This window comes from Streptomyces sp. NPDC059373, assembly GCF_042751495.1.
Taxonomy (GTDB): Bacteria; Actinomycetota; Actinomycetes; order Streptomycetales; family Streptomycetaceae; genus Actinacidiphila.
Map to the genome: position 1 here is coordinate 1 of NZ_JBHYXC010000010.1, position 23,913 is coordinate 23,913.

21 protein-coding genes and 1 pseudogene are annotated in these 23,913 nt (G+C 71.2%); 7 read left to right on the top strand and 15 right to left on the bottom strand.

The window, feature by feature from the left end:
* Window positions 1-83: 83 nt before the first annotated feature.
* The 4 genes and pseudogenes from ACFXJ5_RS16495 to ACFXJ5_RS16510 form a co-directional block, all read right to left on the bottom strand.
* Entirely contained in the window at window positions 84-1,571 is a 1,488-nt protein-coding gene (locus ACFXJ5_RS16495; protein WP_384631084.1) for a sugar transferase, read from the bottom strand.
* Window positions 1,480-1,970, bottom strand: a pseudogene (rpsR, locus tag ACFXJ5_RS16500) (30S ribosomal protein S18). The gene ACFXJ5_RS16495 and the pseudogene rpsR overlap by 92 nt, the downstream one beginning before the upstream one ends.
* A gap of 252 nt (window positions 1,971-2,222) precedes the next feature.
* The gene (gene eutC / locus ACFXJ5_RS16505; protein WP_384631085.1) at window positions 2,223-2,987 is read right to left on the bottom strand and encodes an ethanolamine ammonia-lyase subunit EutC; all 765 of its coding nucleotides are present in this window, start codon (window positions 2,985-2,987) and stop codon (window positions 2,223-2,225) included.
* Window positions 2,984-4,366, bottom strand: a complete 1,383-nt coding sequence (locus tag ACFXJ5_RS16510) for an ethanolamine ammonia-lyase subunit EutB (RefSeq protein WP_384631086.1) — start codon at window positions 4,364-4,366, stop codon at window positions 2,984-2,986. The genes eutC and ACFXJ5_RS16510 overlap by 4 nt, the downstream gene beginning before the upstream one ends.
* Before the next feature lie 222 nt (window positions 4,367-4,588).
* On the opposite strand from ACFXJ5_RS16510, the gene ACFXJ5_RS16515 reads away from it, so the two are divergent.
* Together ACFXJ5_RS16515 and ACFXJ5_RS16520 are read left to right on the top strand one after the other, a co-directional pair.
* Window positions 4,589-6,160 carry an APC family permease gene (locus tag ACFXJ5_RS16515; protein WP_384631087.1) on the top strand — a complete coding sequence of 524 codons (1,572 nt, stop codon included), beginning with the start codon at window positions 4,589-4,591 and terminating at the stop codon, window positions 6,158-6,160.
* An 84-nt stretch (window positions 6,161-6,244) separates the two neighbouring features.
* Window positions 6,245-7,228 carry a small ribosomal subunit Rsm22 family protein gene (locus tag ACFXJ5_RS16520; RefSeq protein ID WP_384631088.1) on the top strand — a complete coding sequence of 328 codons (984 nt, stop codon included), beginning with the start codon at window positions 6,245-6,247 and terminating at the stop codon, window positions 7,226-7,228.
* Between the two features lie 4 nt (window positions 7,229-7,232).
* Here the strand turns inward: ACFXJ5_RS16520 and ACFXJ5_RS16525 are convergent, their stop codons facing one another.
* From ACFXJ5_RS16525 to ddaH, 3 genes are all read right to left on the bottom strand, one after another.
* Window positions 7,233-8,345: a magnesium and cobalt transport protein CorA gene (locus ACFXJ5_RS16525; protein WP_384631089.1), complete on the bottom strand. Its 1,113-nt coding sequence runs from the start codon at window positions 8,343-8,345 to the stop codon at window positions 7,233-7,235.
* Window positions 8,342-9,868 (bottom strand): phytoene desaturase family protein, encoded by a 1,527-nt coding sequence (locus ACFXJ5_RS16530; protein ID WP_384631090.1) that lies wholly within the window; start codon window positions 9,866-9,868, stop codon window positions 8,342-8,344. The genes ACFXJ5_RS16525 and ACFXJ5_RS16530 overlap by 4 nt, the downstream gene beginning before the upstream one ends.
* Before the next feature lie 69 nt (window positions 9,869-9,937).
* Window positions 9,938-10,744 carry a dimethylargininase gene (ddaH, locus tag ACFXJ5_RS16535; RefSeq protein WP_384631091.1) on the bottom strand — a complete coding sequence of 269 codons (807 nt, stop codon included), beginning with the start codon at window positions 10,742-10,744 and terminating at the stop codon, window positions 9,938-9,940.
* A gap of 42 nt (window positions 10,745-10,786) precedes the next feature.
* Between ddaH and ACFXJ5_RS16540 the strand changes: the two genes are divergently transcribed.
* Entirely contained in the window at window positions 10,787-12,130 is a 1,344-nt protein-coding gene (locus ACFXJ5_RS16540) for a serine hydrolase domain-containing protein (RefSeq protein WP_384631092.1), read from the top strand.
* 97 nt (window positions 12,131-12,227) lie between these two features.
* Here ACFXJ5_RS16540 and ACFXJ5_RS16545 read toward each other — a convergent pair whose 3' ends face one another.
* Complete coding sequence (locus ACFXJ5_RS16545; protein ID WP_384631093.1) at window positions 12,228-12,881, bottom strand: heme oxygenase (biliverdin-producing); 654 nt, start codon at window positions 12,879-12,881, stop codon at window positions 12,228-12,230.
* A gap of 308 nt (window positions 12,882-13,189) precedes the next feature.
* On the opposite strand from ACFXJ5_RS16545, the gene ACFXJ5_RS16550 reads away from it, so the two are divergent.
* Window positions 13,190-13,945, top strand: coding sequence for a bifunctional DNA primase/polymerase (locus tag ACFXJ5_RS16550; RefSeq protein ID WP_384631094.1), 756 nt, complete (start codon window positions 13,190-13,192; stop codon window positions 13,943-13,945).
* Between the two features lie 10 nt (window positions 13,946-13,955).
* Here ACFXJ5_RS16550 and ACFXJ5_RS16555 read toward each other — a convergent pair whose 3' ends face one another.
* The 5 genes from ACFXJ5_RS16555 to map all read right to left on the bottom strand — a co-directional run bounded on the left by ACFXJ5_RS16555 (window position 13,956) and on the right by map (window position 19,159).
* Window positions 13,956-14,828 (bottom strand): hypothetical protein, encoded by an 873-nt coding sequence (locus ACFXJ5_RS16555; protein ID WP_384631095.1) that lies wholly within the window; start codon window positions 14,826-14,828, stop codon window positions 13,956-13,958.
* On the bottom strand, window positions 14,815-15,777 hold the full coding sequence (gene efeU, locus ACFXJ5_RS16560) for an iron uptake transporter permease EfeU (protein WP_384631096.1): 963 nt from the start codon (window positions 15,775-15,777) through the stop codon (window positions 14,815-14,817). Before efeU ends, ACFXJ5_RS16555 begins: the two co-directional genes overlap by 14 nt.
* Window positions 15,778-15,783: 6 nt before the next feature.
* Window positions 15,784-17,064, bottom strand: a complete 1,281-nt coding sequence (efeB, locus tag ACFXJ5_RS16565) for an iron uptake transporter deferrochelatase/peroxidase subunit (protein WP_384631097.1) — start codon at window positions 17,062-17,064, stop codon at window positions 15,784-15,786.
* A gap of 19 nt (window positions 17,065-17,083) precedes the next feature.
* Window positions 17,084-18,211, bottom strand: a complete 1,128-nt coding sequence (efeO, locus tag ACFXJ5_RS16570; protein ID WP_384631098.1) for an iron uptake system protein EfeO — start codon at window positions 18,209-18,211, stop codon at window positions 17,084-17,086.
* A 99-nt stretch (window positions 18,212-18,310) separates the two neighbouring features.
* Complete coding sequence (gene map, locus ACFXJ5_RS16575; protein ID WP_384631099.1) at window positions 18,311-19,159, bottom strand: type I methionyl aminopeptidase; 849 nt, start codon at window positions 19,157-19,159, stop codon at window positions 18,311-18,313.
* Between the two features lie 52 nt (window positions 19,160-19,211).
* On the opposite strand from map, the gene ACFXJ5_RS16580 reads away from it, so the two are divergent.
* A complete protein-coding gene (locus ACFXJ5_RS16580; protein WP_384631100.1) occupies window positions 19,212-19,451 on the top strand; it encodes a hypothetical protein in 240 nt (79 codons plus the stop codon).
* Window positions 19,452-19,481: 30 nt separating this feature from the next.
* Here ACFXJ5_RS16580 and ACFXJ5_RS16585 read toward each other — a convergent pair whose 3' ends face one another.
* Both ACFXJ5_RS16585 and ACFXJ5_RS16590 read right to left on the bottom strand, forming a co-directional pair.
* On the bottom strand, window positions 19,482-20,783 hold the full coding sequence (locus tag ACFXJ5_RS16585) for an MFS transporter (protein WP_384631101.1): 1,302 nt from the start codon (window positions 20,781-20,783) through the stop codon (window positions 19,482-19,484).
* Between the two features lie 66 nt (window positions 20,784-20,849).
* Window positions 20,850-21,785 carry a dihydrodipicolinate synthase family protein gene (locus ACFXJ5_RS16590; RefSeq protein ID WP_384631102.1) on the bottom strand — a complete coding sequence of 312 codons (936 nt, stop codon included), beginning with the start codon at window positions 21,783-21,785 and terminating at the stop codon, window positions 20,850-20,852.
* 211 nt (window positions 21,786-21,996) lie between these two features.
* Here ACFXJ5_RS16590 and ACFXJ5_RS16595 point away from each other — a divergent pair, with 211 nt between their 5' ends.
* Complete coding sequence (locus ACFXJ5_RS16595; protein ID WP_384631103.1) at window positions 21,997-23,100, top strand: exo-alpha-sialidase; 1,104 nt, start codon at window positions 21,997-21,999, stop codon at window positions 23,098-23,100.
* A gap of 73 nt (window positions 23,101-23,173) precedes the next feature.
* On the top strand, window positions 23,174-23,890 hold the full coding sequence (gene npdG / locus ACFXJ5_RS16600) for an NADPH-dependent F420 reductase (protein WP_384631104.1): 717 nt from the start codon (window positions 23,174-23,176) through the stop codon (window positions 23,888-23,890).
* Window positions 23,891-23,913: the final 23 nt, after the last annotated feature.

Below are 23,913 nucleotides of genomic sequence, written 5' to 3' on the forward strand. Positions count from 1 at the left end.
GGGTTGTGTCCCCCCCCCGGCGCCGCGGCGGCTCCGCGCCCCCCACAACCCGGTTGGAAACCCGGCGGGGCTGGATTGCCCCATCAGTACGCCCCTCGGCCGTCCACGACGGCCCGAAGCGTGCGGGCCATGACGTCGACGTCACTGGTGAAGGTCCAGTTGTCGACGTACCGAAGGTCGAGCGCAAGCGTCTCGTCCCAGGAGAGGTCCGAGCGGCCGCTGATCTGCCAGAGGCCGGTGAGGCCGGGCTTGACGGAGAGCCGCCGTAGCTCGACCTCGTCGTAGTGCGCGACCTCGTCGGGGAGGGGCGGGCGTGGCCCCACCAGGGACATGTCACCCATCAGGACATTGAAGAGCTGAGGAAGCTCGTCCAGCGAGCAGCGCCGCAGGATGCGGCCGATCGAGGTGACGCGGGGATCGCGACGCATTTTGAACATCAGGCCGTCGTTCTCGTTGACCGTGGAGAGGTCGGCCTTCCGGGTGTCGGCGTCGGTCACCATCGTGCGGAACTTCCACATGGTGAAGGGTGCGCAGTCCAGGCCGTGCCGGATCTGCCGGTAGAAGACCGGGCCCTTGGAGCCGAGCCTGATGGCTGCCGCGATCACCCCGAAAAGCGGTGAAAGCAGCAGGAGTCCGATTGCCGCGCCGGTCCGGTCCAGGGTCGCCTTGAGGCCGACCTGGGGTCCGCGCCGCACGGGCGGGCTGACGTGCAGCAGGGTGAGCCCTGCGGCGGAGGCGAGCTCCACTCTCCGTACGGAGACGTCCGTCAGGCCGGGCAGTACGGCCAGCGGCACCCCCGCGTCGTGCAGGGCCCACGAGAGTCTTCGGAGCCGTTCCCCCGCCATCCGGGGGCCCGGCGCGACCAGGACCAGATCCGCTCCGTGCTCCCGTATGGCGTCCAGCACCGACCGCGAGTCGCCACTGGGCTTGGCCGGCGGGACCGAGGCCAGCCGCGCCGCGACCGGTGCTCCGCATTCCAGGTTGGCCAGCCCCACCGGGACCACGCCGACCACCACGTACTCATGGTCGGTACGGGCGGCGAGATGGCCCACCACATGGTCGGCCGCACTCGGCTCGCCGATCACCAGCACCTGCCGTACGGCATGCGCCTCGCGCCGCGAGCCGAGCAGATGACGGTACGTCAGCTTTCGGCAGGCGGCCGTCAGCAGCAGCCCCGGCGTGAGTGCCAGCAGTGCCAGGAACGGCTCCGAGCTCTCGCCCAGCAGCGTCCGGGCGACGGCCAGCACGCCCAGCAGGATCAGCCAGTCGTACAGCACGGGCCGCGTTGCCCGTGACTCGCCCAGCGACCGTACGACGTAGCGATGCCGCGCCGCCTGTACGCACAGCCAGGCGGCCGCCGCCACGTACGCGCACAGCAGCGGATGCGGTTGCCGCGAGGCATGAAAGACCAGCCCGACGGCCACGCCGATGCCGACCACGTCGACGAACGCCGCAACCGGCAGATACCAACGCGCCTTCTCACTCAGTCCGAGCGGAGCAGGCCGGACTGGCCTGCTCCGCTCGGCGATGGAATCGATCACTCCGACTTCGGGGACAACGACACGCCGCATGGACCCCCCTGGCACATAGCGACAGATTTGGCGCACAAGCCACTTCCCCAAGCGGTGATGCGCCGTAGTAACCCGGAACGCTAGGCCAAACAGGTGTACGTTCGCTGCTGTTTGTGAATTTTCGGTGCCTAGTTGTCCTGAAGTTCACACAGGGACGTCTCGGGTGGATCTGAGGTGTCGGTCCGGGAAACATCCCGGCTCGCCGCGCCTGGCGCGCCGCGTAGGGCAGCAGGGCCATCGCGCGCGCGTTCTTGACGGCCCGGGCAAGCAGCCGCTGCTGCCGCGCACTCACCCGGGTCACCCGCAGGCTGCGGATCTTCCCCGGTCCGAGACGAACCTACGCAGCAGATCGGTGTCCTGGTAGTCGATAGTCGATATACGTGACCCCGGCCGCGTCAAGGGGGGTGACGCGCTTCTTCCGGTCCGGCTTCTCGGCGCGCACGCGCTTCATGGGGTCGTGTCCCTCGGGTGGCTCAGGTGGTGACGTGGTCGACGGGCTCCGGCGCCCCGCCGGCCGCGTCCCACGCGAGCATCGTGTCGGGCCGGTCCTCCAGGGCCGTATACAGGCGCTCCGGGCGGAACGGCCGGTGCCGATGCCACAGCCGCCGCGTACGGCGTCCAGCTGGGGGAGAGACGACTGCCCGCAACCCTTTACGGGGCCAACGGAGCCGCTTCGTCGGACTCGTCCTTCAACGCCACGCCCGTAAGCCCCAGCTCCCGCGCCCGGCGCATCAGCGCCGCGAGCTTCGCGGCCGCGTCGGCGTGGGAAAGGCCCAGCGGGGGGCGGATGTTGGAGAGGCAGTTGCGGTCGGCGTCGGTGGTGACACCGGGCCGGGGGCGGTACGTGAGGTACGCGCCGAGGGAGTCGGCGGCGGACATGCCGGGGCGTTCGCCGATGAGGACGACGACCATGGTGGCGCCGAGGGTGTGGGCGATGTCGTCGCCGAGGGCGACGCGGGCCTGTTCGGCGAGGACGACGGGGGCGGTGCGCCAGCCGGGGCCGGGGAGGAGGGCGGCGGTGGCGCGGAGGACGGCGGCGGCGTGCTCGTGGACGGCGCGGCTGGAGAGGCCGTCGGCGATGACGAAGGCGAGGTCCCAGTCGCCGCGCGGCAGGCGGGCCCGGTCGGCGGGGTCCAGCCGGCGGCCCAGGTCGGGGCGTTGGAGGTAGGTGAGCCGGTCGGGGGCGGCACTGCGCACCCGCAGCGTCGGCAGTCCGGTCAGCGCGCCGGCGACCGCGTCGGCGTCGAAGGGGGAGTGGACGGCGTCCCGGGCGGCGGCGTGCGCGGCCTGGAGCGCGAGCCGGTGCTGGGTGGGCAGCGCCGAACCCGCCCGCCCGAGCCCGATACGGGCCTGGGTGTGGCGGCGTAGGGCGGCCCACATCGTGGCGTCCGTGGCCTGGGCGACGAGGTCGGTCATGCGGCCAGCTCCTTCAGCGGGTGGGCGGTGCCCGTGACGTCGCGTATGCCGCCGCGCTCGTCGAGCAGCCCGATCCGGTCCAGCCAGGCCTCGAACTCCGGCGCCGGGCGCAGCCCCAGCACCTCCCGCAGATACAACGCGTCGTGGTACGAGGCCGACTGGTAGTTGAGCATGATGTCGTCGCCGCCCGGCGTGCAGATCACGAACGACGCCCCCGCCACGCCCAGCATGGTCAGCATCGTGGCGATGTCGTCGTCATCCGCGTCCGCGTGGTTGGTGTAGCAGATGTCCAGGCCCATCGGCAGCCCGAGCAGCTTGCCGCAGAAGTGGTCCTCCAGGGCGGCCCGCAGGATCTGCCGGCCGTCGTAGAGATACTCCGGGCCGATGAAGCCGACCACCGTGTTGACCAGCAGCGGCTCGTAGCGCCGGGCCACCGCGTACGCCCGCGCCTCCACCGTCTGCTGGTCCACTCCGTGATGCGCGTCGGCGGACAGCGCGCTGCCCTGCCCGGTCTCGAAGTAGAGCGCGTTCTTTCCCACCGTGCCCCGGCCGAGGGTGCCCACCGCCTCGTACGCCTCGTCCAGCAGGCCCAGCGTGACGCCGAAGGAGGCGTTGGCGGCCTGGGTACCGGCGATGGACTGGAAGACCAGGTCGACGGGTGCACCGCGCTCCATGAGGCCGATGCTGGTGGTGACGTGGGACAGGACGCAGGACTGGGTGGGGATGGCATAGCGCTCGATCACCCCGTCCAGCAGTTCCAGGAGATCGCGTACGGCCTTAGGGCTGTCGGTCGCCGGATTGATGCCGATGACGGCGTCGCCGGAGCCCAGCAGCAGACCGTCCAGCAGCGCCGCTGCCACGCCTGCCGGGTCGTCGGTGGGGTGGTTGGGCTGCAGGCGGGTCGATATCCGGCCGGGCAGGCCGATCGTCGAGCGGAAGGCGGTGACGACCCGCACCTTGCGGGCGACGGCGACGAGGTCGGCGTTGCCCATGAGCTTGGACACGGCGGCCGCCATCTCCGGCGTGATGCCAGGGGCGACGGCGGCCAGCGCGGTCGCGTCGGCGGCCTCCGACAGCAGCCAGTCGCGGAACCCGCCGACCGTCAGTCCCGCGACCGGCGCGAAGGCGGCGGCGTCGTGGGTGTCGATGATGAGCCGGGTGACGTCGTCGTCCTCGTACGGAATCACCGGCTCGGCCAGGAAGCGCTCCAACGGCACCTCGGCCAGCGCCAGCCGTGCGGCGACCCGCTGTTGCGCCGACTCGGCGGCGAGCCCGGCCAGCCGGTCGCCGGAACGCTCCGGGCTCGCGGCGGCCAGCAGCGGCCCGAGGCCTGCGAAGCGGTACTGGCGGCCGCCGAGCGTCGCGGTGTAACCGCTCATCTGTGTGGTGCTCCGTTCGTTTTCCGTCCCAGGGCCGACGGTAGGAGGGCCCGGGCCGCCGGTCCACGCGGGGACGGAGAGTTAACACAGACGTTCCTTTCCTGCGGGTAGTTGACGCGGAGTTAACGCGCTGACCAGCAGAACGACGCATTTGGGCTGTCACCATGCGATTCGCAGGACGCAACAGACAACATGCAGCGAAACGCGGAGAGGGGCCACTCGATGGCAGTACAAGAGGGCGTAGCCCCTGCGGCACCGGAAACGTCCGAGGCGACCCACCGACTCGCCTCCGGCGCGCTGGGGCTGCCGGGCGTCATCTTCTGCATCGTCACGGGCGCGGCGCCCATGACAGCGATGCTCTTCAACGTCCCCGTCGCCGTCATGGGTTCGGGATACAGCGCGCCCGCCGCCTTCCTGTTGGCCACCGTCGCGCTGACGATCTTCTCCGTCGGCTACATCGCGATGAGCCGCCGGGTGACGTCCGCCGGCGGCTTCTACACCTTCGTCACGCGAGGCCTCGGCCGGATCCCCGGTGTGGGCTCCGGTGTGCTGATCGCGCTCTGCTACATGCTCTTCTCGGCGTCGGTCATCGGCGTCATGGGCTACTTCGCGGCGACCAGCATCGAGTCCTGGACCGGGGTGAAGATCCCGGTCTGGGTCTACATGTTCGTGGCGCTGGGCGTCATGACCGTGCTCGCCTGGTTCCACATCGAGCTGACCACCAAGATCTTGGGCGTCTCCCTCGTCCTCGAGGTCCTGGCCCTGGTGATTCTCTCCGTCGGCGTGTTCGCGCACGGCGGGGCGCACGGTCTGTCGGCCAAGCCCATGAACCCGGCCGAGGTCTTCGGCAACAGCAGCGCGGCCCACACCTTCGGCACGGCCGCCGCCGGCGTCGCCCTCTTCGCCGCCTTCTGGTCCTGGGTCGGCTTCGAGATGGCGCCCAACTACGCCGAGGAGTCCCGCGACCCGCACCGCATCGCCAAGGCCGCGACCTACGGCTCGGTGATCGGGCTCGGCGTGCTCTACATGATCGTCTCCTACGCCTTCGTCTCCGGCTGGGGCCTGAGCCAGGCCGCCGAGGCGGTGAAGGCCCAGTTCGCCGGCACGTACGACTCCGCCTTCTATCCGCTCGCCGAGACCTTCGTCGGCCACTGGCTGGTGGTCATGATGCAGGTGCTGGCCATCGTCAGCCCCTTCGCCTGCGCCATGGCGTTCTACAACACCGGCGCCCGCTACCTGTACTCGCTGGCCCGCGAGGGCGTCGCGCCCGCGCCGCTGGCCCGTACCTCCAAGCACCACAGCCCCGCCGCCGCGTCGATGACCGTCACGGTCCTGGTCGGCCTGATCGTCCTCGGCTTCACCGTCTACGACAGCAGCACGCTGGGCGCCCTGACCAAGCTGGGCACCTGGGCGCCGCTGATGGGCGTGCTGGGCATCCTCGGGGTGCAGGGGCTGACCTCGTTCGCGGTCATCCGGTACTTCCTCACCACCGCCCGCGACGGCTTCCACTGGTTCACCACACTGGTCGCCCCGATCGTCGGCGCCGCGGCCATGATCGGCGCCTGCTACCTGCTGATCGAGAACCGCGACGTGCTGGCCGGCAACGGCGACGTGGCGTTCATCAAGTACCTGCCCGAGGCCGTCATCCTGATGTTCGCGCTCGGCGTGGGCATCGCCCTGTGGCTTCAGGCCACGAAGCCCGCGCAGTACGCGGCCCTGGGCCACTTCGACCACGCCGACCCGGTCGACACGGCGGTCCCGCCCGTCGCCGACGGACAGCCGGCCGTGAGCTGAGCTGCGCAGCGCCCTCCGGGGTTGATCGGTAGCTGATCGGTAAGGGGCGGGTGCCACGGCGCCCGCCCCTTACCCTTGACGCTTGTGTCCACTCTGCAAGCCGCCCTCGCGGACCTCCTCGACGGACTGCCGCCGGGCCGCGCCGCCCAGGCCGTCGACCGGCTGATCGCCACCTACCGGGGGCGTACGGCCGGCAAGACGCCCATCCTCCGTGACCGCTCCGACGTCGCCGCCTACGCGGCCTACCGGATGCCCGCCACGCACGCCGCCGTACGGGCCGCGCTCGGCGAGTTCCGCGCCCGGGCGGGGGAGTGGACCCCCGCGACCCACCTCGACGTCGGCGGCGGCACCGGCGCCGCGACCTGGGCGGTCGCCGCCGCCTGGGCGGACGCCGACTCCGCGCACACCAGCACAGTCCTGGACTGGTCGCAGGCGGCACTCGACCTCGGCCGCGAGCTGGCCGCCGGTGCCGAATCGGCCTCCGTACGCGAAGCGCAGTGGCGCAGGGCCCCGCTCAGCGGCGCCTCCGCAGCACGCCTGCCGGAGGCCGACCTCATCACCGTCTCGTACGTCATCGGCGAGCTGGCCGACCCCGACCGCAAGGCCGTGATCGCCGAAGCCGCCCGCGCCGCCAGGGGCGCCGTCCTCGTCGTCGAGCCCGGCACCCCCGACGGCTACACCCGCGTCCTCGCCGCCCGCGACCAGCTCATCGCCGCGGGCTACACCGTCCTCGCCCCCTGCCCGCACGACGCGGCCTGCCCGGTCCAGGCGCCGGACTGGTGCCACTTCGCCGCCCGCGTCACCCGCTCCTCGCTCCACCGCCAGGTCAAGGGCGGCTCCCTCCCCTACGAGGACGAGAAGTTCAGCTACGTCGCCGCCGCCCGCTTCCCCGCGGCTCCCGCTCCCGCACGGATCGTCCGGCATCCCCAGATCCGCAAGGGACAGGTCCTGCTCGACCTGTGCACCGTGGAGGAGGGCCTGCGCCGGAAGACCGTCACCAAGCGGCACGGCGACGCGTACCGCGCCGCCCGCGACGCGGACTGGGGCGACGCCTGGGAGCAGACCTGAGGTCCTAGAGCCAGCCGACCCGGCGGAAGGCCCGGTACGCGGTGTAGGACAGCGTCGCCGTGACGACCAGCATCAGCGGGTAGCCGTAGAGCCAGCCCAGTTCGGGCATGTGCTTGAAGTTCATGCCGTAGAAGCCGGCGATCATCGTCGGGATGGCCAGGATGGCTGCGCCGGCGCTGATGCGGCGCATGTCGACGTTCTGCTGGACGGCGAGCTGGCTGAGGTTGGCGGCGAGGAGGCCGTCGACGAGTTCGCTGTAGCCGGAGAGGCGTTCACGGACCTGGGTGAGGTGGTCGTGGACGTCGCGGAGGTAGCGGCCGGCCTCGGGGTCGATGCACGGGAAAGGCTCCTCGGCCAGGCGCTGCAGGGGCCGGGCCATGGGCTGGACGGCCCGCTTGAACTCGATGAGCTCACGCTTGAGCTGGTAGATGCGCTCCGCGTCGTCGCCGTGTCCGGCCGAGAAGACGTCGGCCTCCAGCTGCTCCACATCCAGCTCGACGGCGTCGGCGACATCGAGGTAGTCGTCGACGACCTGGTCGGCTATGGCGTGCATGACGGCGGCCGGCCCCTGCGCGAGCACCTCCGGCCGGGCCTCCAGGGAGCGCCGTACGCGGCCGAGGCCTGGGGCGCTGCCGTGCCGGACGACCACGACGAAGTCCCTGCCGATGAACATCATGATCTCGCCGGTGTCGACGACCTCGCTGGTCGCCGTCAGCTGCTCGTGCTCGACGAAGACGATGGTCTTCAGCACCAGGAAGAGCGTCTCGCCGTACTGCTCCAGCTTGGGCCGCTGGTGCGCGTGCACGGCGTCCTCGACGGCGAGCGGGTGCAGGTCGAAGGCCTCGGCGACCTCGGCCAAGTGCTCGGCGTCGGGCTGGTAGAGGCCGATCCAGGCGAAGCTTCCGGGCCGGTCGCGGGCGGTCTTCATGGCCTCGCGCAGCGGCAGCGTCGCCTGCCGTACGCCGTCCTCGTACACGGCGCAGTCCACGACCACGTCATCGGTGCACTTGCGGGGCGGGGGCGGCCCGTCCGTGGCGCCGGCCGCGCCACCGGCCCGCCGCCGGCGGTGCACCACCGGCATCCACTGCCGTCGTCCTGCCGTCGCGCTGTCCTTCATGCGTCACCCTCCCGTTCGAGCACGGCCATCGCTGCATTGTGCCCGGGAATGCCGCTGACCCCGCCACCGCGGACGGCGCCCGCGCCACAGAGCAGGACGTTCGGGCGGGACGTTTCGACTCCCCACCGGCCGGTGTTCTCCCCCGCGTACGGGAAGGAGAGGTCCCGGTGGAAGATGTGACCGCCGGGCAGCCCGACCTCCCGCTCCAGGTCGGCCGGGGTCTTCGCCTCGATGCACGGGCGGCCGTCGGCGTCCAGCGCCAGACAGTCCGTGAGCGGCTCGTCGAGCACGGCGTCCAGCTGGGCCAGCGTCGCCTTGAGCAGGGCGTCCTTGGCGGAGGACAGCCGCGCCGGGGCGTGCAGGCCGAAGAGGGTGAGCGTGTGCGTGCCCTGCGCGGCCAGCTCGGGGGAGAGGATCGACGGGTCCGTCAGGCTGTGGCAGTAGATCTCCGACGGCGGCGCGGTGGGCACCGCCCCGGCCGCCGCCTCCTCGTACGCGGTCTGCAACTGCCCGTACGACTCCGCGATATGGAACGTCCCCGCGAACGCCTCCCTCGGGTCCACCGTCCTGTCCCGCAGCCGCGGCAGCCTGCGCAGCAGCATGTTGACCTTGAGCTGCGCCCCCTCCGGCTTCGGCGGCGCCGCCTCGCCCAGCAGCCCCGCCAGCGCGTACGGCGACGCGTTGACCAGCACATGCCTCGCCCCCACCCGGCCACCGGCGTACGTCACTTCGGCCTGCTCGCCGTCCGTCTCGATCCCCGTCACCTCCGCCCCGGTGACGATCTCCGCCCCCGCCGCGCGGGCGGCGTCCGCCAGCGCGTCGGTGAGCGCGCCCATGCCGCCGACCGGCACGTCCCAGTCGCCGGTGCCGCCGCCGATCACGTGATACAGAAAGCAGCGGTTCTGCAGCAGCGACGGGTCATGCGCATACGTGAACGTGCCGATCAGCGCGTCCGTCAGCACCACCCCCCGCACCAGGTCGTCCGCGAACTCCGCCTCCACCGTTTCCCCCAGCGGCCGCTCGAACAGCGCCGACCACGCCTCCCGGTCGTCCACGATCCGCTCCAGCTCGGCCCGGGAGGGCAGCGGCCTCGTCAGCGTCGGGAAAACCCGCTGCGCCACCTGGTGCGTCATCCCGTAGAAGCGCTGCCACGCCTCGAAGTCCCGGTCCGAGCCCGTCACCCGCACAAAGCTCTCCCGCGTGCGGGACGCCGACCCCGAATCCACCAGCAGCCCGCCCTCCCCCTTCGGGGTGTACGACGAGATCCGGCGCCGCCGGGTGTCGAACTTCAGGCCCAGCTCCTCCACGATCTGCCGCGGCAGCAGGCTCACCAAGTACGAATACCGCGACAACCGCGCATCCACCCCCGTGAACGCCCGCGTCGACACGGCGGCCCCTCCGGTATGGTCCAGCCGTTCCAGCACGAGGACGGAGCGGCCCGCCCGGGCAAGATAAGCGGCGGCGACCAGGCCGTTGTGGCCTCCGCCGACGATGACGGCGTCGTACGCGGTACGTAGGGGCATGCGCCCTTTCGTATCACGTCCGGGTTGGGGGTAGGCCTCCCCCCAGCCTTCGGTCGGGGGACGGAACCGCTAGTCGCGGAGCTCGAGCGTGCAGCATTTGACGCTGCCGCCGGCCTTGTGGAACTCGGACATGTCGACGCCGATCGGCTCGTAGCCGCGGTCGCGCAGCGGCCGGAAGAGCCCACCGGCACCTGCGGGCAGCAGGACGTGCCGACCGTCGCTGACGGCGTTGAGGCCGAGCGCGGCGGCGTCCTCGGCGGTGGCGGTGAGGGCGGTGGGGAAGAGGCGGGCGAGGACGTCGCGGCTGCCGGGGGAGAAGGCTTCGGGGTAGTACATGATGTCGTCGCCGGACAGCACGGCCAGCGCCGTGTCGAGGTGGTAGAAGCGCGGGTCGACCAGCTCCAGCCCGATGACGGGGCGCCCGAAGAACTCCTGGGCCTCGGCATGCGACAGCGGACTGCTGCGGAAGCCCCGGCCGGCCAGCAGCCAGGAGGCGGTGACGACGAAGTCGCCCTCGCCCTCGTTGATGTGCATGGGGTCGTGGACCTGGGAGAAGCCCTGGCCGAGGAACCACTCCCGGTGGGCCGGGGCCTCGGCCGTGCGCTCGGCGTTGGCGAAGCGGGCGCCGAGGACGCGGCCGTCGACGACGGTGGCGCCGTTGGCGGCGAAGACCATGTCGGGGAGGCCGGGGAGCGGCTGGAGGATCTCGACGCTGTGCCCGAGGGCGCGGTAGCGGTCGCGCAGGTCCTCCCACTGGAGCAGGGCGAGCGCGGGGTCGACCGGCTTGGTGGGATCCATCCACGGGTTGATCGAGTAGGTCACCCGGAAGTACGTCGGCGGGCACATCAGATACCGCCGGGGCGTGCGCTGGCTCATGATGCACATGGTGGACCCGCCGCCCGCACATAAGGTGACGCCATGCCAACGCCTGACGAAGACTTCGAAGAGTTCCGGGAGCTGCTCCCGGAGACCCGCCGCGCGCTGTTGCACCGGATCGCGGTCGGCCAGGCCGAAGGCCGTACGCCGTCGCTCGTGGGCGCGGTCGTACGTGACGGAAAGCCGGTGTGGAACGGCTCCCGCTCCTGCGTGGACGGACATGCGCCGGACACGGACACGCAGTACCGGATCGGGTCGATCACCAAGACCTTCGCGGCGGTGCTGGTGCTGCGGCTGCGCGACGCGGGAGAGCTGGATCTGGCCGACCCCGTCGACAAGCACCTCGGGCCGACGGCGGCGGACGGGCTGACCATCGCCCAGCTCCTCGCCCACACCTCGGGCCTGCCCTCCGAGACCCCCGGCCCCTGGTGGGAGCGCACGCCGGGCTCACTGCGCCCCGAGCTCGGCGACGTGCTGGGCGCGCCCGTGCACCCCGCCGGGCGGCGGCACCACTACTCCAACCCCGGCTACGCCCTGCTCGGCGCGATCGCCGAGCGGCACCACGGCGCGCCCTGGTACGAGGTCCTGCGCCGCGACGTCCTGGAACCGCTGGGCATGCTCCGTACGACGCTGCTCCCGCAGGCCCCGCACGCGGGCGGCTTCGCCGTGCATCCGTACGCGGACGTCATGCGGCCCGAGGTCGTGGTCGACACCGGAATCATGGCCCCCGCCGGGCAGTTGTGGTCCACGGCCGCCGACCTGTGCCGTTGGGCGGCCTTCCTGGTCGACGGCGCCCCGGACGTGCTGAGCCAGGACACGCTCGCCGAGATGCGCAGGCCCGCCGCCCCGGACGGCGAGTACGGCCTCGGGCTTCAGCTCCTGCGTACGGACGGCCGCAGCCTCGCCGGCCACACCGGCTCCATGCCCGGCTTCGTCGCCGGCCTCTGGGTCAGCCCCGACGACCGCCTCGCCGGCATCGCCCTCGCCAACGCCACCTCCGGCACCCCGGCGGGCACCATCGCCGCCGACCTCGTACGCATCGTGGCCGACCGCGAGCCCGCCTTCCCCCAGACCTGGCAGCCCCGCTCCGACGACGACCCGGCCCTCCTCGCCCTCACCGGCACCTGGTTCTGGGGCACCGCCCCCTTCACCCTCCGCCTCCGCGCCGGCCGGGACCTCGAACTCGTCCCCGCCTCGGGCCGCGGCCGCGGCTCCCGCCTCCGCGCCGAACCCGACGGCACCTGGACCGGCCTCGACGACTACTACGCCGGCGAAACCCTCCGCCTCATCCGCGACCCGGACGGCACCCTCACCCACCTCGACCTCGGCACCTTCGTCTTCACCCGCACCCCCTACGACCCCGCGGGCTGGTCCGTCACGCGCTGACCCGGCCCCTCTTTCTGCCGCCCTCGCGCCGCTTCGCGGGCTTCGGGCGGCTGCGCCGGACTCCGTCCGTCGTGCCGGGGTCGGGGCCCGCGGGTCGTCACGCGCTGACCCGGAACTCCCGGCCGAGGTCGGCGAACAGCCGGGTGTTCAGCGCGAACGCGCCCCGGCATTCCTGCACGACGCGCTGCTTTTCCAGGTCGTCCAGCGGCAGCGCGTCGAGCAGGGCGCGGTACTCGCGTTTGAAGGCGGCGGGGTTGCTGATGGCGTCGAAGACATAGAAGCGGACGCCGTCGCCCTTGCGGGGGAAGCCCCAGGTTTTTTCGGCGATGCCGCGGATGATCTGGCCGCCGGAGAGGTCGCCGAGGTAGCGGGTGTAGTGGTGGGCGATGTAGCCGGCCGGCCAGGTGTGGGCGGTTTGGGTGATGCGGGCGGCGTAGGCACGGGTGGCGGGGAGGGGGGTGGCGCGGGGGCGCCAGGTGGGGCCGAGGAGGTGGTCGAGGTCGCGTTCGAGGGCGGGGACGCGGAGGAGTTCGGGGCGGAGGAAGGGGCCGGAGACGGGGTCGGCGGCGAGCCGCGCGGCCTGGGAGGCGTCCTCCAGGGCGCGGTAGACGAACCAGAGCTGCTCGGTGTAGCGGGCGTAGGCGTCGACGCCGAGGCGGCCGCCGAGCAGATCGGTCATGAAGGTCGAGTTCTCGGCCTGCGTGTGCTGGTCGTGGCTGGCCGTGCGGATCACGGTGGAGAACGGCGTCATGAGGCAATCATTCCCGCTCAGTCCCTCACATCAACGAGTTACCGACAGTCTGTCGGAAAACCAATCTACTCCTGCTTCGGCAACCCCGGCACTCCACGACCCCCTCCACCGCCCGGGCGCTGTCTGTGACGCTAGGTGTCCGGGTGGTGATGCGCAGTCGCAGCACGGCTGAACGGAGGGCACCCCGCGTGCGCACAGGATCCTGACAAGGAGCAGGATGGGGTCCATCATCCGTGAATTCCGCTTACGCCCTTCGCGGCGTTACGTACTGTGGAGCGTGGGTAACCACGGGCGAGGGAAGGGGCTCGATGGCAGGCAAGAGCAGGATGTCCGACTGGCTGCGCCGCCGTTCGGCAGACCGCGACAGCGACGACGGGGCGGGGGCCCGGGGGTCGGTCCGGAGGTCAGCCGTCCGCAGCCGGGACGATCTGCGCCGCGAGGAGCTGCTGCGTGCCGCAGCGGCCGCCGGCCTGCCGCTCGCTCCCGCCGCACACCCCTCCGGGGTCTCCGGCTTCCGATGTTCGTGTGACCGGATCGGCTGCCCCACGCCCGGTATGCACCCGGTGTCCTTCGCCTGGCACACCCAGGCCACCACCGACCCCGAGAAGCTCGACCTGTGGCTGCGTACCCAGCCCCTCGCCAACTTCATCGCGGCCACCGGCAGTACGCATGACGTCCTGGACGTCCCCGCCGAGGCCGGCCGCATCGCCCTGGACCGCCTCGCCGCCGAGGGCGCGGCGCTCGGGCCCGTGGCCTCCTACGGTGCCGACCGGCTCCTCTTCTTCACCGCCACCCGTGGCGCCGTGGAGGACGAGGACGAATGGTGGCCGTGCGAACTCGACTGCCACCCCGAGACGCTCGACGAACACCCCGGCCTGCGTTGGCACTGCCGCGGCAGCTATGTCCTCGTACCGCCCGCTCGTCTTCCCTCCGGCGAGACCGTCGCCTGGCTCCCGGGCCGCGGCCCCGACTGCGCCCTGCCCGATCCGCTGCCCCTCCTCGGGGTCCTCACGGACGCCTGCGCGCAGATCGAGCACGAACCGGAAACAGCGGGTTGGCTCTGAAGCGAGGACGTCACTCGCCCTTGGCGGAGATGAGGCCGACCACGCGGCTGAGGACGACCACCTTGCCGCCGGCCGACTTGGGCGGCACCGTCGCGGCCTGCTCGGCGAGCCGGAGGTACGTGACGGAGGTCTTCGCGGTGCCGGTCATCAGGGCCCGCGTGTCGGCGTTGGTCGGCGGGGCGACCCCGGCCCGGAGTGAGGTGTCCTTCGCGGTGTGGTGCGAGGCGAAGAAGACGAGTGCGCCGCCGTCCTTCGTACGGAGCGCGATCGGCGGGTACTCACCGGCCTTGGCGGGCTGGTCGGCGTACTGCGTGGCGAGCGTCGCCGTACGGGAGTTGGCGGTACGCCAGGTCCGCAGCTGCGAGGTGGCGGGGCCGGCCGCGAAGACGGCGGAGCCCGCCGAACCCTTCTGCAGGTAGTCCGTGTAGGCCGTGCTCAGGTCGCCGGGCCGGACCAGCAGACCGGACCCGGCAGAGGACACCGGCTCGACGTACCCCTCCCCGTCGCGGGCGAACGCGAGGTGGGTGGAGTCGCTGTAGACGCCGAGGTGGGAGGCCTTCCAGGGCTCGGCGGAGCTGTTGCGCTGGAAGACCAGCAGCCAGCGGCCGTTCTTGGTCTTGTTGCTGACCGCGTCGGCGACGAACCACTTGGGCCAGCCACGCTGACGCGGGATCAGAAAGCTCGGGTCGGTGAGCTGAATGGGGACGTACGAGGGATTGCCCGCAGGGTTGTTGGCGTGCTTCGCCTGGAGACCGGCCACGTCGGAGCCGCCGAGCGGGCCGGTCTCGATGGTGGCCATGAGCTTCGGGTCGAAGTTCTTGTTGGCCTTGTTGTTCGTGCTGGTGAAGTCGGCGAGGACCTTGGCGGCCTCAGCCTTCCTCACCGACGGTATGAGCGCCTGCTCCCCGTGCACCGTTACGCACCCGGTCATGGCCGACGCCATCAGTGTCAGCAGGGCGAGAGCTGGCAGGAAGCGCGACCTGCGGGTCATCGGACGTGGGCTCCTTCGGGACTGCGGCGGCACTCGGCGCGGCAACCCTACCGGGGGCCAGGAAGAGGAACATCGTCGGGACGAGATACAGCGCCCAGACCGTGACCTGCAGCCAGGTCGGGTCGGGCTGGAAGTTGAACACGCCCTTGAGCAGCGTCCCGTACCAGCTGTCGACCGGGATCTGCTCACTGATGTCGAAGGCCTTCGAACCCAGTCCGGGCAGCCGGCCGGCCTCCTGCAGATCGTGGAATCCGTACGCGAGGACGCCCGCCGCGACGACCACCAGCATGGCGCCGGTCCAGGTGAAGAACTTCGCCAGGTTGATGCGCAGCGCGCCCCGGTAGAAGAGCCAGCCGAGCACGACCGCCGTCAGCAGCCCCAGCGTGGCGCCCACCAGGGGACGTACGCCGTCGTCCGTCGCCTGGACGGCGGTCCAGATGAACAGGGAGGTCTCCAGGCCCTCGCGCCCGACGGCGAGGAAGGCGGTGACGACCAGCGCGGTGGTGCCCATGGCGATCGCGGCGTCGAGCTTGCCGTGCAGCTCGGCCTTGAGATGCCGCGCGGTACGACGCATCCAGAAGACCATCCAGGTCACCAGGCCGACCGCGATGACCGACAACGATCCGCCGAGCGCCTCCTGCGCCTCGAAGGTCAGCTCCTGGGAGCCGAACTGCAGCGCAGCGCCGAAACCGAGGCTGAGCGCGACGGCGAGGCCGACGCCGAGCCAGACCGGCGGCAGCTTGTCCGTGCGCTGCGTCTTGACCAGGTAGGCGATGAGGATGCAGACGACCAGGCTGGCTTCCAGACCCTCACGGAGCCCGATCAGATAGTTGCCGAACACGATCGGTCACTTCCCTTCAGAGGATTCGAACAGAGCCCGGCCCCACCAGTCGCCGCTGTTGCGGACGCCCGGCGGTACGACGAAGACCGCCGAACCCACGTGCTGGATGTACTCGTTGAGCGCGTCGTGCTGCGCCAGCTGCTTCTGCAGCGGGATGAAGCCCGAGCGCACATCGCGCTGGTACGCGAGGAAGAACAGCCCCGCCTCCAGGCGGCCCAGGCCGTCCGTGCCGTCCGTGAAGGAGTAGCCGCGGCGCAGGATCGTCACGCCGCTGTTGTCCGGGTGGGCGAGCCGGACGTGCGCGTCTGCCTTCATGGCCTTGAAGTTGGGGGTGTCGCGCTCGTTCTTCTTGCCGATCGGGGCGCCCTCGCCCTTCGTACGGCCGAAGACGTCCTCCTGCTCGCCGAGCGAGGTGCGGTCCCAGGTCTCGATGTGCATCCGGATCCGGCGGGCGACCAGATACGAGCCTCCGGCCAGCCAGGCCGGGCCGTCCGCCTCCGAGACCCAGACGTGCTCGGTCTGCGTGGCCCTGTCGGAGCCGGCGACATTGTGGGTGCCGTCCTTGAAGCCCATGAGGTTGCGCGGGGTCTGCTCGTCGGGGGTGGTCGAGGAGGTCTTGCCGAAACCGAGCTGCGACCAGCGGATGGCGACCTTGCCGAAGCCGATGCGGGCGAGGTTGCGGATCGCGTGGACGGCGACCTGCGGATCGTCGGCGCAGGCCTGCACGCACAGGTCGCCGCCGCTGCGCCGGGTGTCCAGGGCGTCACCGGCGAACTTCGGCAGGTCGACCAGCGCTTCGGGCCGGTGCTTCTTCAGGCCGAAGCGGTCCTTGCCGTCCTTCTCGAAAAACCCGGCGCCGAACCCCACGGTCAGCGTCAGCCGGGACGGCTGCAGGCCCAGCGCCTCGCCGGTGTCGTCCGGCGGCGCCTCGGCGAGGCCGCCGACCGCCCCGTCGCCGACCTGCTGGCCCTTGGTCATCCTGGCCGCCGCGTCCGTCCAGTCCTTGAGGAGCTGGACCAGCTCGTCGCGGTCGTCGGTGGTGATGTCGAACGCCGCGAAGTGCAGCCGGTCCTGGACGGGCGTCACGATGCCCGCCTGGTACGTGCCGTGGAACTCGACGGCCGCCCCCGCCGACGCCGCCGACTGCGCGTCGCTGCCGGTCTTGAGAGCGGCGACCGCCCCGCCCGCTGCGGCCGCGCCGAGCACGACGCCCGCGCCGGTCCAGCCGAGCACCGAACGGCGCGACGTGGTGGCGGTCGCGGTGCCGGTGTTGTCAGTCTCAGCCATGAGCCGGTGTCCCCTCTTCCTACTTCGCTACCGCGGCGGCCAGCTTGGACAGCGGCTCGGCCAGCGAGTTGACGGCGTCGGCCAGATCCTTGCGGTCGGTCTTGCCGACGGTGTCGTACGACACGAAGCCGTCACCCTTGCGGTAGGTGTCCAGGAGCTTCTTGATCGACGCGAACTGCTTGTCCAACTCCTTGGTGAGGGCCGGCTCGTTCGTGGACGCGACCGGCTTCAGCAGCTCGTAGGCCTTCTCGGCGCCCTCGACGTTGGCGTAGAAGTCCGACAGGTCGGTGTGGCTGTAGCGGTCCTCCTCACCGGTGACCTTGCCGGTGGCGACCTCGTCGAGGAGTTCCTTGGCGCCGTTGGCCATGCTGGTCGCGGTGATCTCGGCCTTGCCGACCCGGGTCTGCCAGTCCTCGAGGTCGGTGACCAGCTGGGCGGCGAGCTTCTTCTCGTCCGCGCCGATCTTCTTGTCCTGCCACAGCGCCTTCTCCAGGCGGTGCCAGCCGGTCCACTTCTGGCCCGGCTCGACGCCGTCCGCGCGAGTGTCGGTCTTCGGGTCGATGTCGCCGAAGGACTCCGCGACCGGCTCGGTGCGCTCCCAGCCGATCCGCGAGTCGGCGAACTCCGCCTTGGCGGCGGCGATGTCGCCCTTCTCGATCGCGTCGGCGAACTTCTTCACCGCCGGAATCGTCAGATCGGCCTGCGCCTGCGCGTACTGGCGGTACTGCGCGACGGCCGTGTCCAGGCGCGGGTCGGTCTTCGTCGCGCCCTTGCCGGTGACGGTGATCTTCTGCCGGATTCCGTCGCCCTTCATGCCGGGCTTGCAGGCGACCTCGTACGAACCCGCCTTGATCTCGGCGGTGATGGAGGCCTTGGTGCCGGGGCCGATGTTCTCCCGCTCGGTCACGATCTTGTCGCTCGGCGTGTAGACGTAGACCTCGGTGACCTTCGAGCCCTTGTTCTGCACCGCGATCTTGACGTGCCCGGCCGGGAAAGTGGTCTTCGAGACCTGGCACTTGCTGTCGGTCGCGGTCACCTGCACCACGTCCGAGCCCTTCGCGTCCGTCTTCTCGGCGCACCCCGTCACAGCGGATATGGCGACCACTATGCCGACGGCGGTGACGGCGGACGTACGGGCGGCGGACATGCGGGCTCCAGGCTGCAGGCGACAGATAGGGCAGCCTTCCCTTGGGAAGGCTGCCCTAACCTATATGAGCCTTGCCTAACCTGTCATGCCCGGCGGCGGTCACGGCAGGGTCAGGATCTCCGCCCCCGTGTCGGTCACCACGAGCGTGTGCTCGAACTGGGCTGTGCGCTTGCGGTCCTTGGTGACCACGGTCCAGCCGTCGTCCCAGATCTCGTAGTCATAGGTGCCCAGGGTCAGCATCGGCTCGATGGTGAACGTCATCCCGGGCTTGATCACGGTGGTCGCGCGCGGGTCGTCGTAGTGCGGGACGATCAGCCCGGAGTGGAACGACGTGTTGATGCCGTGGCCCGTGAAGTCCCGTACGACGCCGTAGTCGAAGCGCTTCGCGTACGACTCGATGACCCGGCCGATCACACTGATCTGCCGGCCCGGCTTGACCGCCTTGATCGCCCGGCTGAGCGACTCGCGGGTGCGCTCGACCAGCAGCCGCGACTCCTCGTCGACGTCGCCGACCAGGTACGTGGCATTGGTGTCCCCGTGCACGCCGTGGATGTACGCCGTCACATCGAGGTTGACGATGTCGCCGTCCCGCAGCTCCGTCGAGTCCGGAATGCCGTGGCAGATGACCTCGTTGATCGACGCGCACAGCGACTTCGGGAAGCCCCGGTAGCCCAGATCCGACGGGTAGGCCTGGTGGTCGACCATGTACTCGTGAGCGATCCGGTCCAGCTCGTCGGTCGTCACGCCGGGCGCGATCGCCTTCGCCGCCTCCTCCATCGCCCGGGCGGCGATCCGGGACGCGATGCGCATCTTCTCGACCGTCTCGCTGTCCTGGACCTCCGGCCCTGTGTACGGAGTCGGGCCCGGCTTGCCCACGTACTCCGGACGCGGGATCGAGGCGGGGACGGGGCGGGGCGGCGAGAGCTTCCCGGGCACGAGGACTGACATGTCAGCGAGTGTATCGGCGTGTCCGACGGGCCATGTCGGGCACCATTACGCCATGGCTCTGTTCAAGCGCGTACGCAAGCCGGCCGGCAAGCCGGGCGAGTGGTACTACTGCATCGAGCACAAGAAGGTCGAAGAGGGCCCGGACTGCCCGGGCAAGGACCGCTTCGGCCCCTACGCGACCCGCGCCGAGGCCGAGCACGCCATGCAGATCGCCGCCGACCGCAACCTGGAGTGGGAGACCGACCCCCGCTGGCACGACACGGACCGCTCCGGCGACGACGAGGGCGACTAGGGCGACCAGGGCGACCAGGGCCCGTCCTCGCTAAGCGGGCTCCACCGCCGTCCCCGTGGTCGTCGCTTCCCGGGCCGCCCCGGCCGCCGCCTCGCGCAGGCGTCGCGCGTGCTCGTCGGTACGGCCGTCGTACGACATGAGCTTGGGCAGGCACGCGGCGAGCAGGCCGACCGCCCCGACGCAGGCGAGGCCGCCGGACCAGATGGAGGTGCGGACGCCGGCCAGCGCGGCGACGCCGCCGGAACGGACCTGGCCGAGCTGGGGGCCGACGGAGAAGGAGAGGAGTTCGATCCCGGCGAGGCGGCCGCGCAGGTCGTCCGGGATGGTCTGGTTCCAGATGGTGGAGCGGAAGATGCCGCTGACCATGTCGCAGCCGCCCGCGAGGGCGAGGAAGAGGAGGACGAGCCAGACGTTGTGCATCCAGCCGGCGACGGCCATGGCGGCGCCCCAGGCGACGGCGGCGTAGACGATGAGCCGGCCGTGGTGGTGGACGCGCGAGGCCCAGCCGCTGGTGAGGCTCACCAGGAGCGAGCCGACCGTGCCGGCGGCGTACATCAGCCCCAGGGACCAGGGGGCGTGCAGGTCGTCGGCGAGGAAGGGGAAGAGGGCCATGGGGTACGCGAAGAACATCGCCGCCAGGTCGACGGCGTACGTGCCCAGCAGCTCCTTGCGGCTCCACGCGTAGCTCGCGCCCTCCCAGATGCCGCGCAGCGACGGCTTGCCGGCGCCGGGGGCAGCGGGCGAGGGACGCAGGCCCAGCCCGAGGGCCACGGAGACCGCGAAGGACACCGCGTCCAGGGCGTACGCCCACTCCAGGCCGGCGAAGGCGATCAGCACGCCGGCCAGCGACGGCCCCGCGATCGCACCGACCTGCCAGCGAAGGGCGTTGAGGGCGGCCGCCGCGCTCAACTGCTCGTGCGGGACGATACGCGGCACGATCGCGTCGAGCGCCGGGCGCTGGACACCGGTGAGCGCGCTGCTCAGGGCGGCGACGACGTACAGCGGCCAGACCATCGGGATCGGCAGCAGGGTGTTGGCCAGCAGCAGGACGGACAGCAGGCCCAGCGCCGCCTCCGTGTACACGATGAGCTTGCGGCGGTCGACCGCGTCCGCGAGCGCGCCCCCGTACAGCCCGAACACGATCAGCGGGACCAGCTCGACGACGCCGATCGCACCGACGGCGAGAGTGGAGCCGGTCAGCTCCTTGATCTGCACCGGGACGGCGACGACGGTCAGAAAGCTGCCGAAGATCGTCACCACTCCGGCCATCCACATCAGCCGGAAGTCGCGCGAGGAGCGCCAGGGGGCGAGGTCGGGCAGCAGTCGGGGCACGTTGGCTGATGCTGCGTGCCGTGCCGGGCCTGCGGCAACCGGTTTTCCGCCGCCGCTGTTCGTCGCCTATCCCAGTCCCGCCGCGGATAGCAGCCCCTGCACGTACTTGACCGCCGTGTCGTCCAGCGGCACCTGCGGCGCGGCCGTCGCCGGGCAGGCGATGACGCCGAGCAGATGCAGCGCCGCCTTGAAGGCGCCCAGGGCGGAGGAACTGCGGCCCATCAGCGCCTCGTCGCCCGCGTCCACGATGGAGAAGAGCGCCGCCAGCCGGTCCTGTTCCGCCGCCGCCTCCGTCCAGCGCCCGGCCCGGGCGTGCTCGTAGAGCCGTACGTAGCCGTGCGGATCGACATTGCCCAGCCCCGGCACCACCCCGTGGGCCCCGGCCAGCAGGGCCCCGTCGACGGCGAGTTCCGAGCCGGTCAGCACCGAGAACGACCGGTCGAGGCCGCGCCGGCGCAGCTCCACCAGGAGCCGCCGCAGCGGTCCGTCCGCGCCGCTGCTGTCCTTGAGCCCGGTCAGCGTGCCGTCCTCGGCGAGGGCGAGGACCGTGGCGGCCGGCAGGTTGGTGTGGACGGCGGACGGGATGTCGTACGCGAAGAGCGGCAGCCCGACGCCCTCGTGGAGCCGGCGGAAGTGGTCGGCGATCTCGACGGGATGGGTCGCGGTGTAGAAGGGCACGGTCGCGACCAGCCCGTCCGCGCCCTCGGCGGCGGCCACCCGGGCGTGGTCCAGCACGCGGGCGGTCGTCATGTCGACGGCCCCGGCCAGCACCGGCACCCGGCCGTCAACGGCCTCGACGACCGTCGCGAGCGCGGTGCGGCGCTGGGCGTCGGAGAGATACGCGGCCTCGCCGCTGGAGCCGAGGGTGAAGACGGCGTGGACACCCGCCGCGAGGACGTGCCCGACGAGCTGCCGCAGCGAGGCGGTGTCGACCTCGCCGTCGGGGGTCAGCGGCGTACAGAGCGGCGGTACGACGCCGCGCAGAGGGGAGGGGAGGGGCATGGTGGCGCTCCAGTTCGGTCCGAAAACGGCCGTCCGACGTGTCCCACGTAGGACGTGGGATGTCCTCCAGCCTAGGCCCGGCCGAAGGTTTTCCGCGGCACATGAAGCGGCAGGTCGGACAATGGACCAAAGGGGCCGCGAACTGCCTTCCGGGCACAGCGTCTTGGCGTAATCTCTGGGCCCGACGATCCGTCTCAACGGGGGACCACCGATGCCCACCAGCCATATCAGTTCCGTCCCGTTCGCCGCCGCCACCAACGACGTCTACGCCAGCTTCCGCATTCCGGCCGTCGTGGTCACCAAGAAGGGCACCCTGCTCGCGTTCGCCGAGGGCCGCCGCGATTCGGCGGCCGACACCGGCGACATCGAGATCGTGCTGCGCCGGTCCGTCGACAAGGGCAGAACATGGCACGTCCTGAAGAAGGTCGCCGACCACAAGACGAACACAGCGGGCAACCCGGTCCCGATCGTGACCAGCACGGGCCGCATCGTCCTGGTCCATGTGCGCAACGCGGCCGCCGCCGCCGAGAAACTGATCACCACCGGCGTCATCGGTCCCCTGAACGGCCGCCGGATCTGGGTACAGCACAGTGACGACGACGGGGTCACCTGGTCCAAGCCCCGCGAGATCACCAGCTCCGTCAAGCAGCCGACCTGGCGCTGGTACGCCACCGGGCCCGGCCACGGCATCCAGCTCAAGCACGGCAAGCACGCCGGCCGCATCGTGGTCGCCGCGAACCACTCCGTGCAGCCCACCGGCAAGGACACCGGGGGCGAGCGGAAGTACAACGCCGGGCACGGCATCTACAGTGACGACCTCGGCGAGACCTGGCACCTCGGCTACGTCGACGAGACCCCGAACGACAGCTGGATCAACGTCAACGAGTCCACCGCCGCCGAACTCCCCGACGGCCGCATCTACATCAGCGCCCGCAACCACTCCGACGCCCCCGGCAACCGCGCCGAAGCCTATTCCTCCGACGGCGGCACGACCCTGGACGAGCCCTTCCGGGCACAACCCGGCATCACCACCCCCGTCGTCGAAGGCAGCCTCCTGCACCTCGGCACACCGGACGTGCTGCTCTACTCCGGCCCCGGCGACCCCGACCAGCGCGCGGTCATGACGATCCGGGCCAGCCACGACCAGGGCGTCACCTGGAAGACCGTGCTCACCGTCGACCGGCTGCCGGCCGCGTACTCCGATCTCGTACGGATCGACAAGGACACCGTCGGACTGCTCTACGAGACCGGGAAGGCCGGCCCGTACGAGACCATCACCTTCCGCCGGATCCCCGTTTCCGAACTCACCGGCTGACCAGCGGCGGCGAGGCCGGCATCACAGTCCTGGCCGGTACGCGATCCGGCCGGGCACCTGGCAGGATCACGCTATGACTGCTGACAACACCGCTGCTCCCGCCCCCGCCAAGGCCCCGGCCAAGGACCCCTGGGACCTGCCCGATGTCTCCGGCCTGGTGGTCGGCGTGCTCGGCGGGACCGGCCCCCAGGGCCGCGGCCTCGCCTACCGGCTGGCCCGGGCCGGCCAGCAGGTGATCATCGGCTCGCGCGCCGCCGAACGCGCCCAGGCCACCGCCGACGAACTGGGCCTGGGCGTCCAGGGCGCCGACAACGCGGAGACCGCGCGGCGCAGCGACATCGTGATCGTCGCGGTGCCGTGGGACGGGCACGCCAAGACCCTGGAGTCGCTGCGCGAGGAGCTCACCGGGAAGCTGGTCGTCGACTGCGTCAACCCGCTGGGCTTCGACAAGAAGGGCGCGTACGCGCTGAAGGTCGAGGAGGGCAGCGCCGCCGAACAGGCCGCCGCGATCCTCACCGAATCGCGGGTCACCGCCGCCTTCCACCACCTGTCCGCCGTGACCCTCGAGGACCCGGCCGTCGAGGAGATCAACACCGACGTCCTCGTCCTCGGCGAGACCCGCGCCGACACCGACCTGGTCCAGGCCCTCGCCAACCGCATCCCCGGCATCCGCGGCGTCTTCGCCGGCCGCCTGCGCGGCGCCCACCAGGTCGAGGCGCTGGTCGCCAACCTGATCTCCGTCAACCGCCGCTACAAGGCCCACGCCGGCCTGCGCGTCACCGACCTCTGACCGCGACCGGGCATGGGGGACAA

Coding starts and splice junctions, on each gene's coding strand:
- ACFXJ5_RS16525 (WP_384631089.1), bottom strand. CDS start 8,345: ATGAAGGACAGCGCGACGGCAGGACGACGGCAGTGGATGCCGGTGGTG.
- eutC (WP_384631085.1), bottom strand. CDS start 2,987: ATGACCGACCTCGTCGCCCAGGCCACGGACGCCACGATGTGGGCCGCC.
- ACFXJ5_RS16580 (WP_384631100.1), top strand. CDS start 19,212: ATGGCTCTGTTCAAGCGCGTACGCAAGCCGGCCGGCAAGCCGGGCGAG.
- ACFXJ5_RS16550 (WP_384631094.1), top strand. CDS start 13,190: ATGGCAGGCAAGAGCAGGATGTCCGACTGGCTGCGCCGCCGTTCGGCA.
- map (WP_384631099.1), bottom strand. CDS start 19,159: ATGTCAGTCCTCGTGCCCGGGAAGCTCTCGCCGCCCCGCCCCGTCCCC.
- ACFXJ5_RS16595 (WP_384631103.1), top strand. CDS start 21,997: ATGCCCACCAGCCATATCAGTTCCGTCCCGTTCGCCGCCGCCACCAAC.
- efeO (WP_384631098.1), bottom strand. CDS start 18,211: ATGTCCGCCGCCCGTACGTCCGCCGTCACCGCCGTCGGCATAGTGGTC.
- ACFXJ5_RS16540 (WP_384631092.1), top strand. CDS start 10,787: ATGCCAACGCCTGACGAAGACTTCGAAGAGTTCCGGGAGCTGCTCCCG.
- ACFXJ5_RS16530 (WP_384631090.1), bottom strand. CDS start 9,868: ATGCCCCTACGTACCGCGTACGACGCCGTCATCGTCGGCGGAGGCCAC.
- ACFXJ5_RS16495 (WP_384631084.1), bottom strand. CDS start 1,571: ATGCGGCGTGTCGTTGTCCCCGAAGTCGGAGTGATCGATTCCATCGCC.
- ACFXJ5_RS16515 (WP_384631087.1), top strand. CDS start 4,589: ATGGCAGTACAAGAGGGCGTAGCCCCTGCGGCACCGGAAACGTCCGAG.
- npdG (WP_384631104.1), top strand. CDS start 23,174: ATGACTGCTGACAACACCGCTGCTCCCGCCCCCGCCAAGGCCCCGGCC.
- ddaH (WP_384631091.1), bottom strand. CDS start 10,744: ATGAGCCAGCGCACGCCCCGGCGGTATCTGATGTGCCCGCCGACGTAC.
- ACFXJ5_RS16510 (WP_384631086.1), bottom strand. CDS start 4,366: ATGAGCGGTTACACCGCGACGCTCGGCGGCCGCCAGTACCGCTTCGCA.
- ACFXJ5_RS16590 (WP_384631102.1), bottom strand. CDS start 21,785: ATGCCCCTCCCCTCCCCTCTGCGCGGCGTCGTACCGCCGCTCTGTACG.
- efeB (WP_384631097.1), bottom strand. CDS start 17,064: ATGGCTGAGACTGACAACACCGGCACCGCGACCGCCACCACGTCGCGC.
- ACFXJ5_RS16545 (WP_384631093.1), bottom strand. CDS start 12,881: ATGACGCCGTTCTCCACCGTGATCCGCACGGCCAGCCACGACCAGCAC.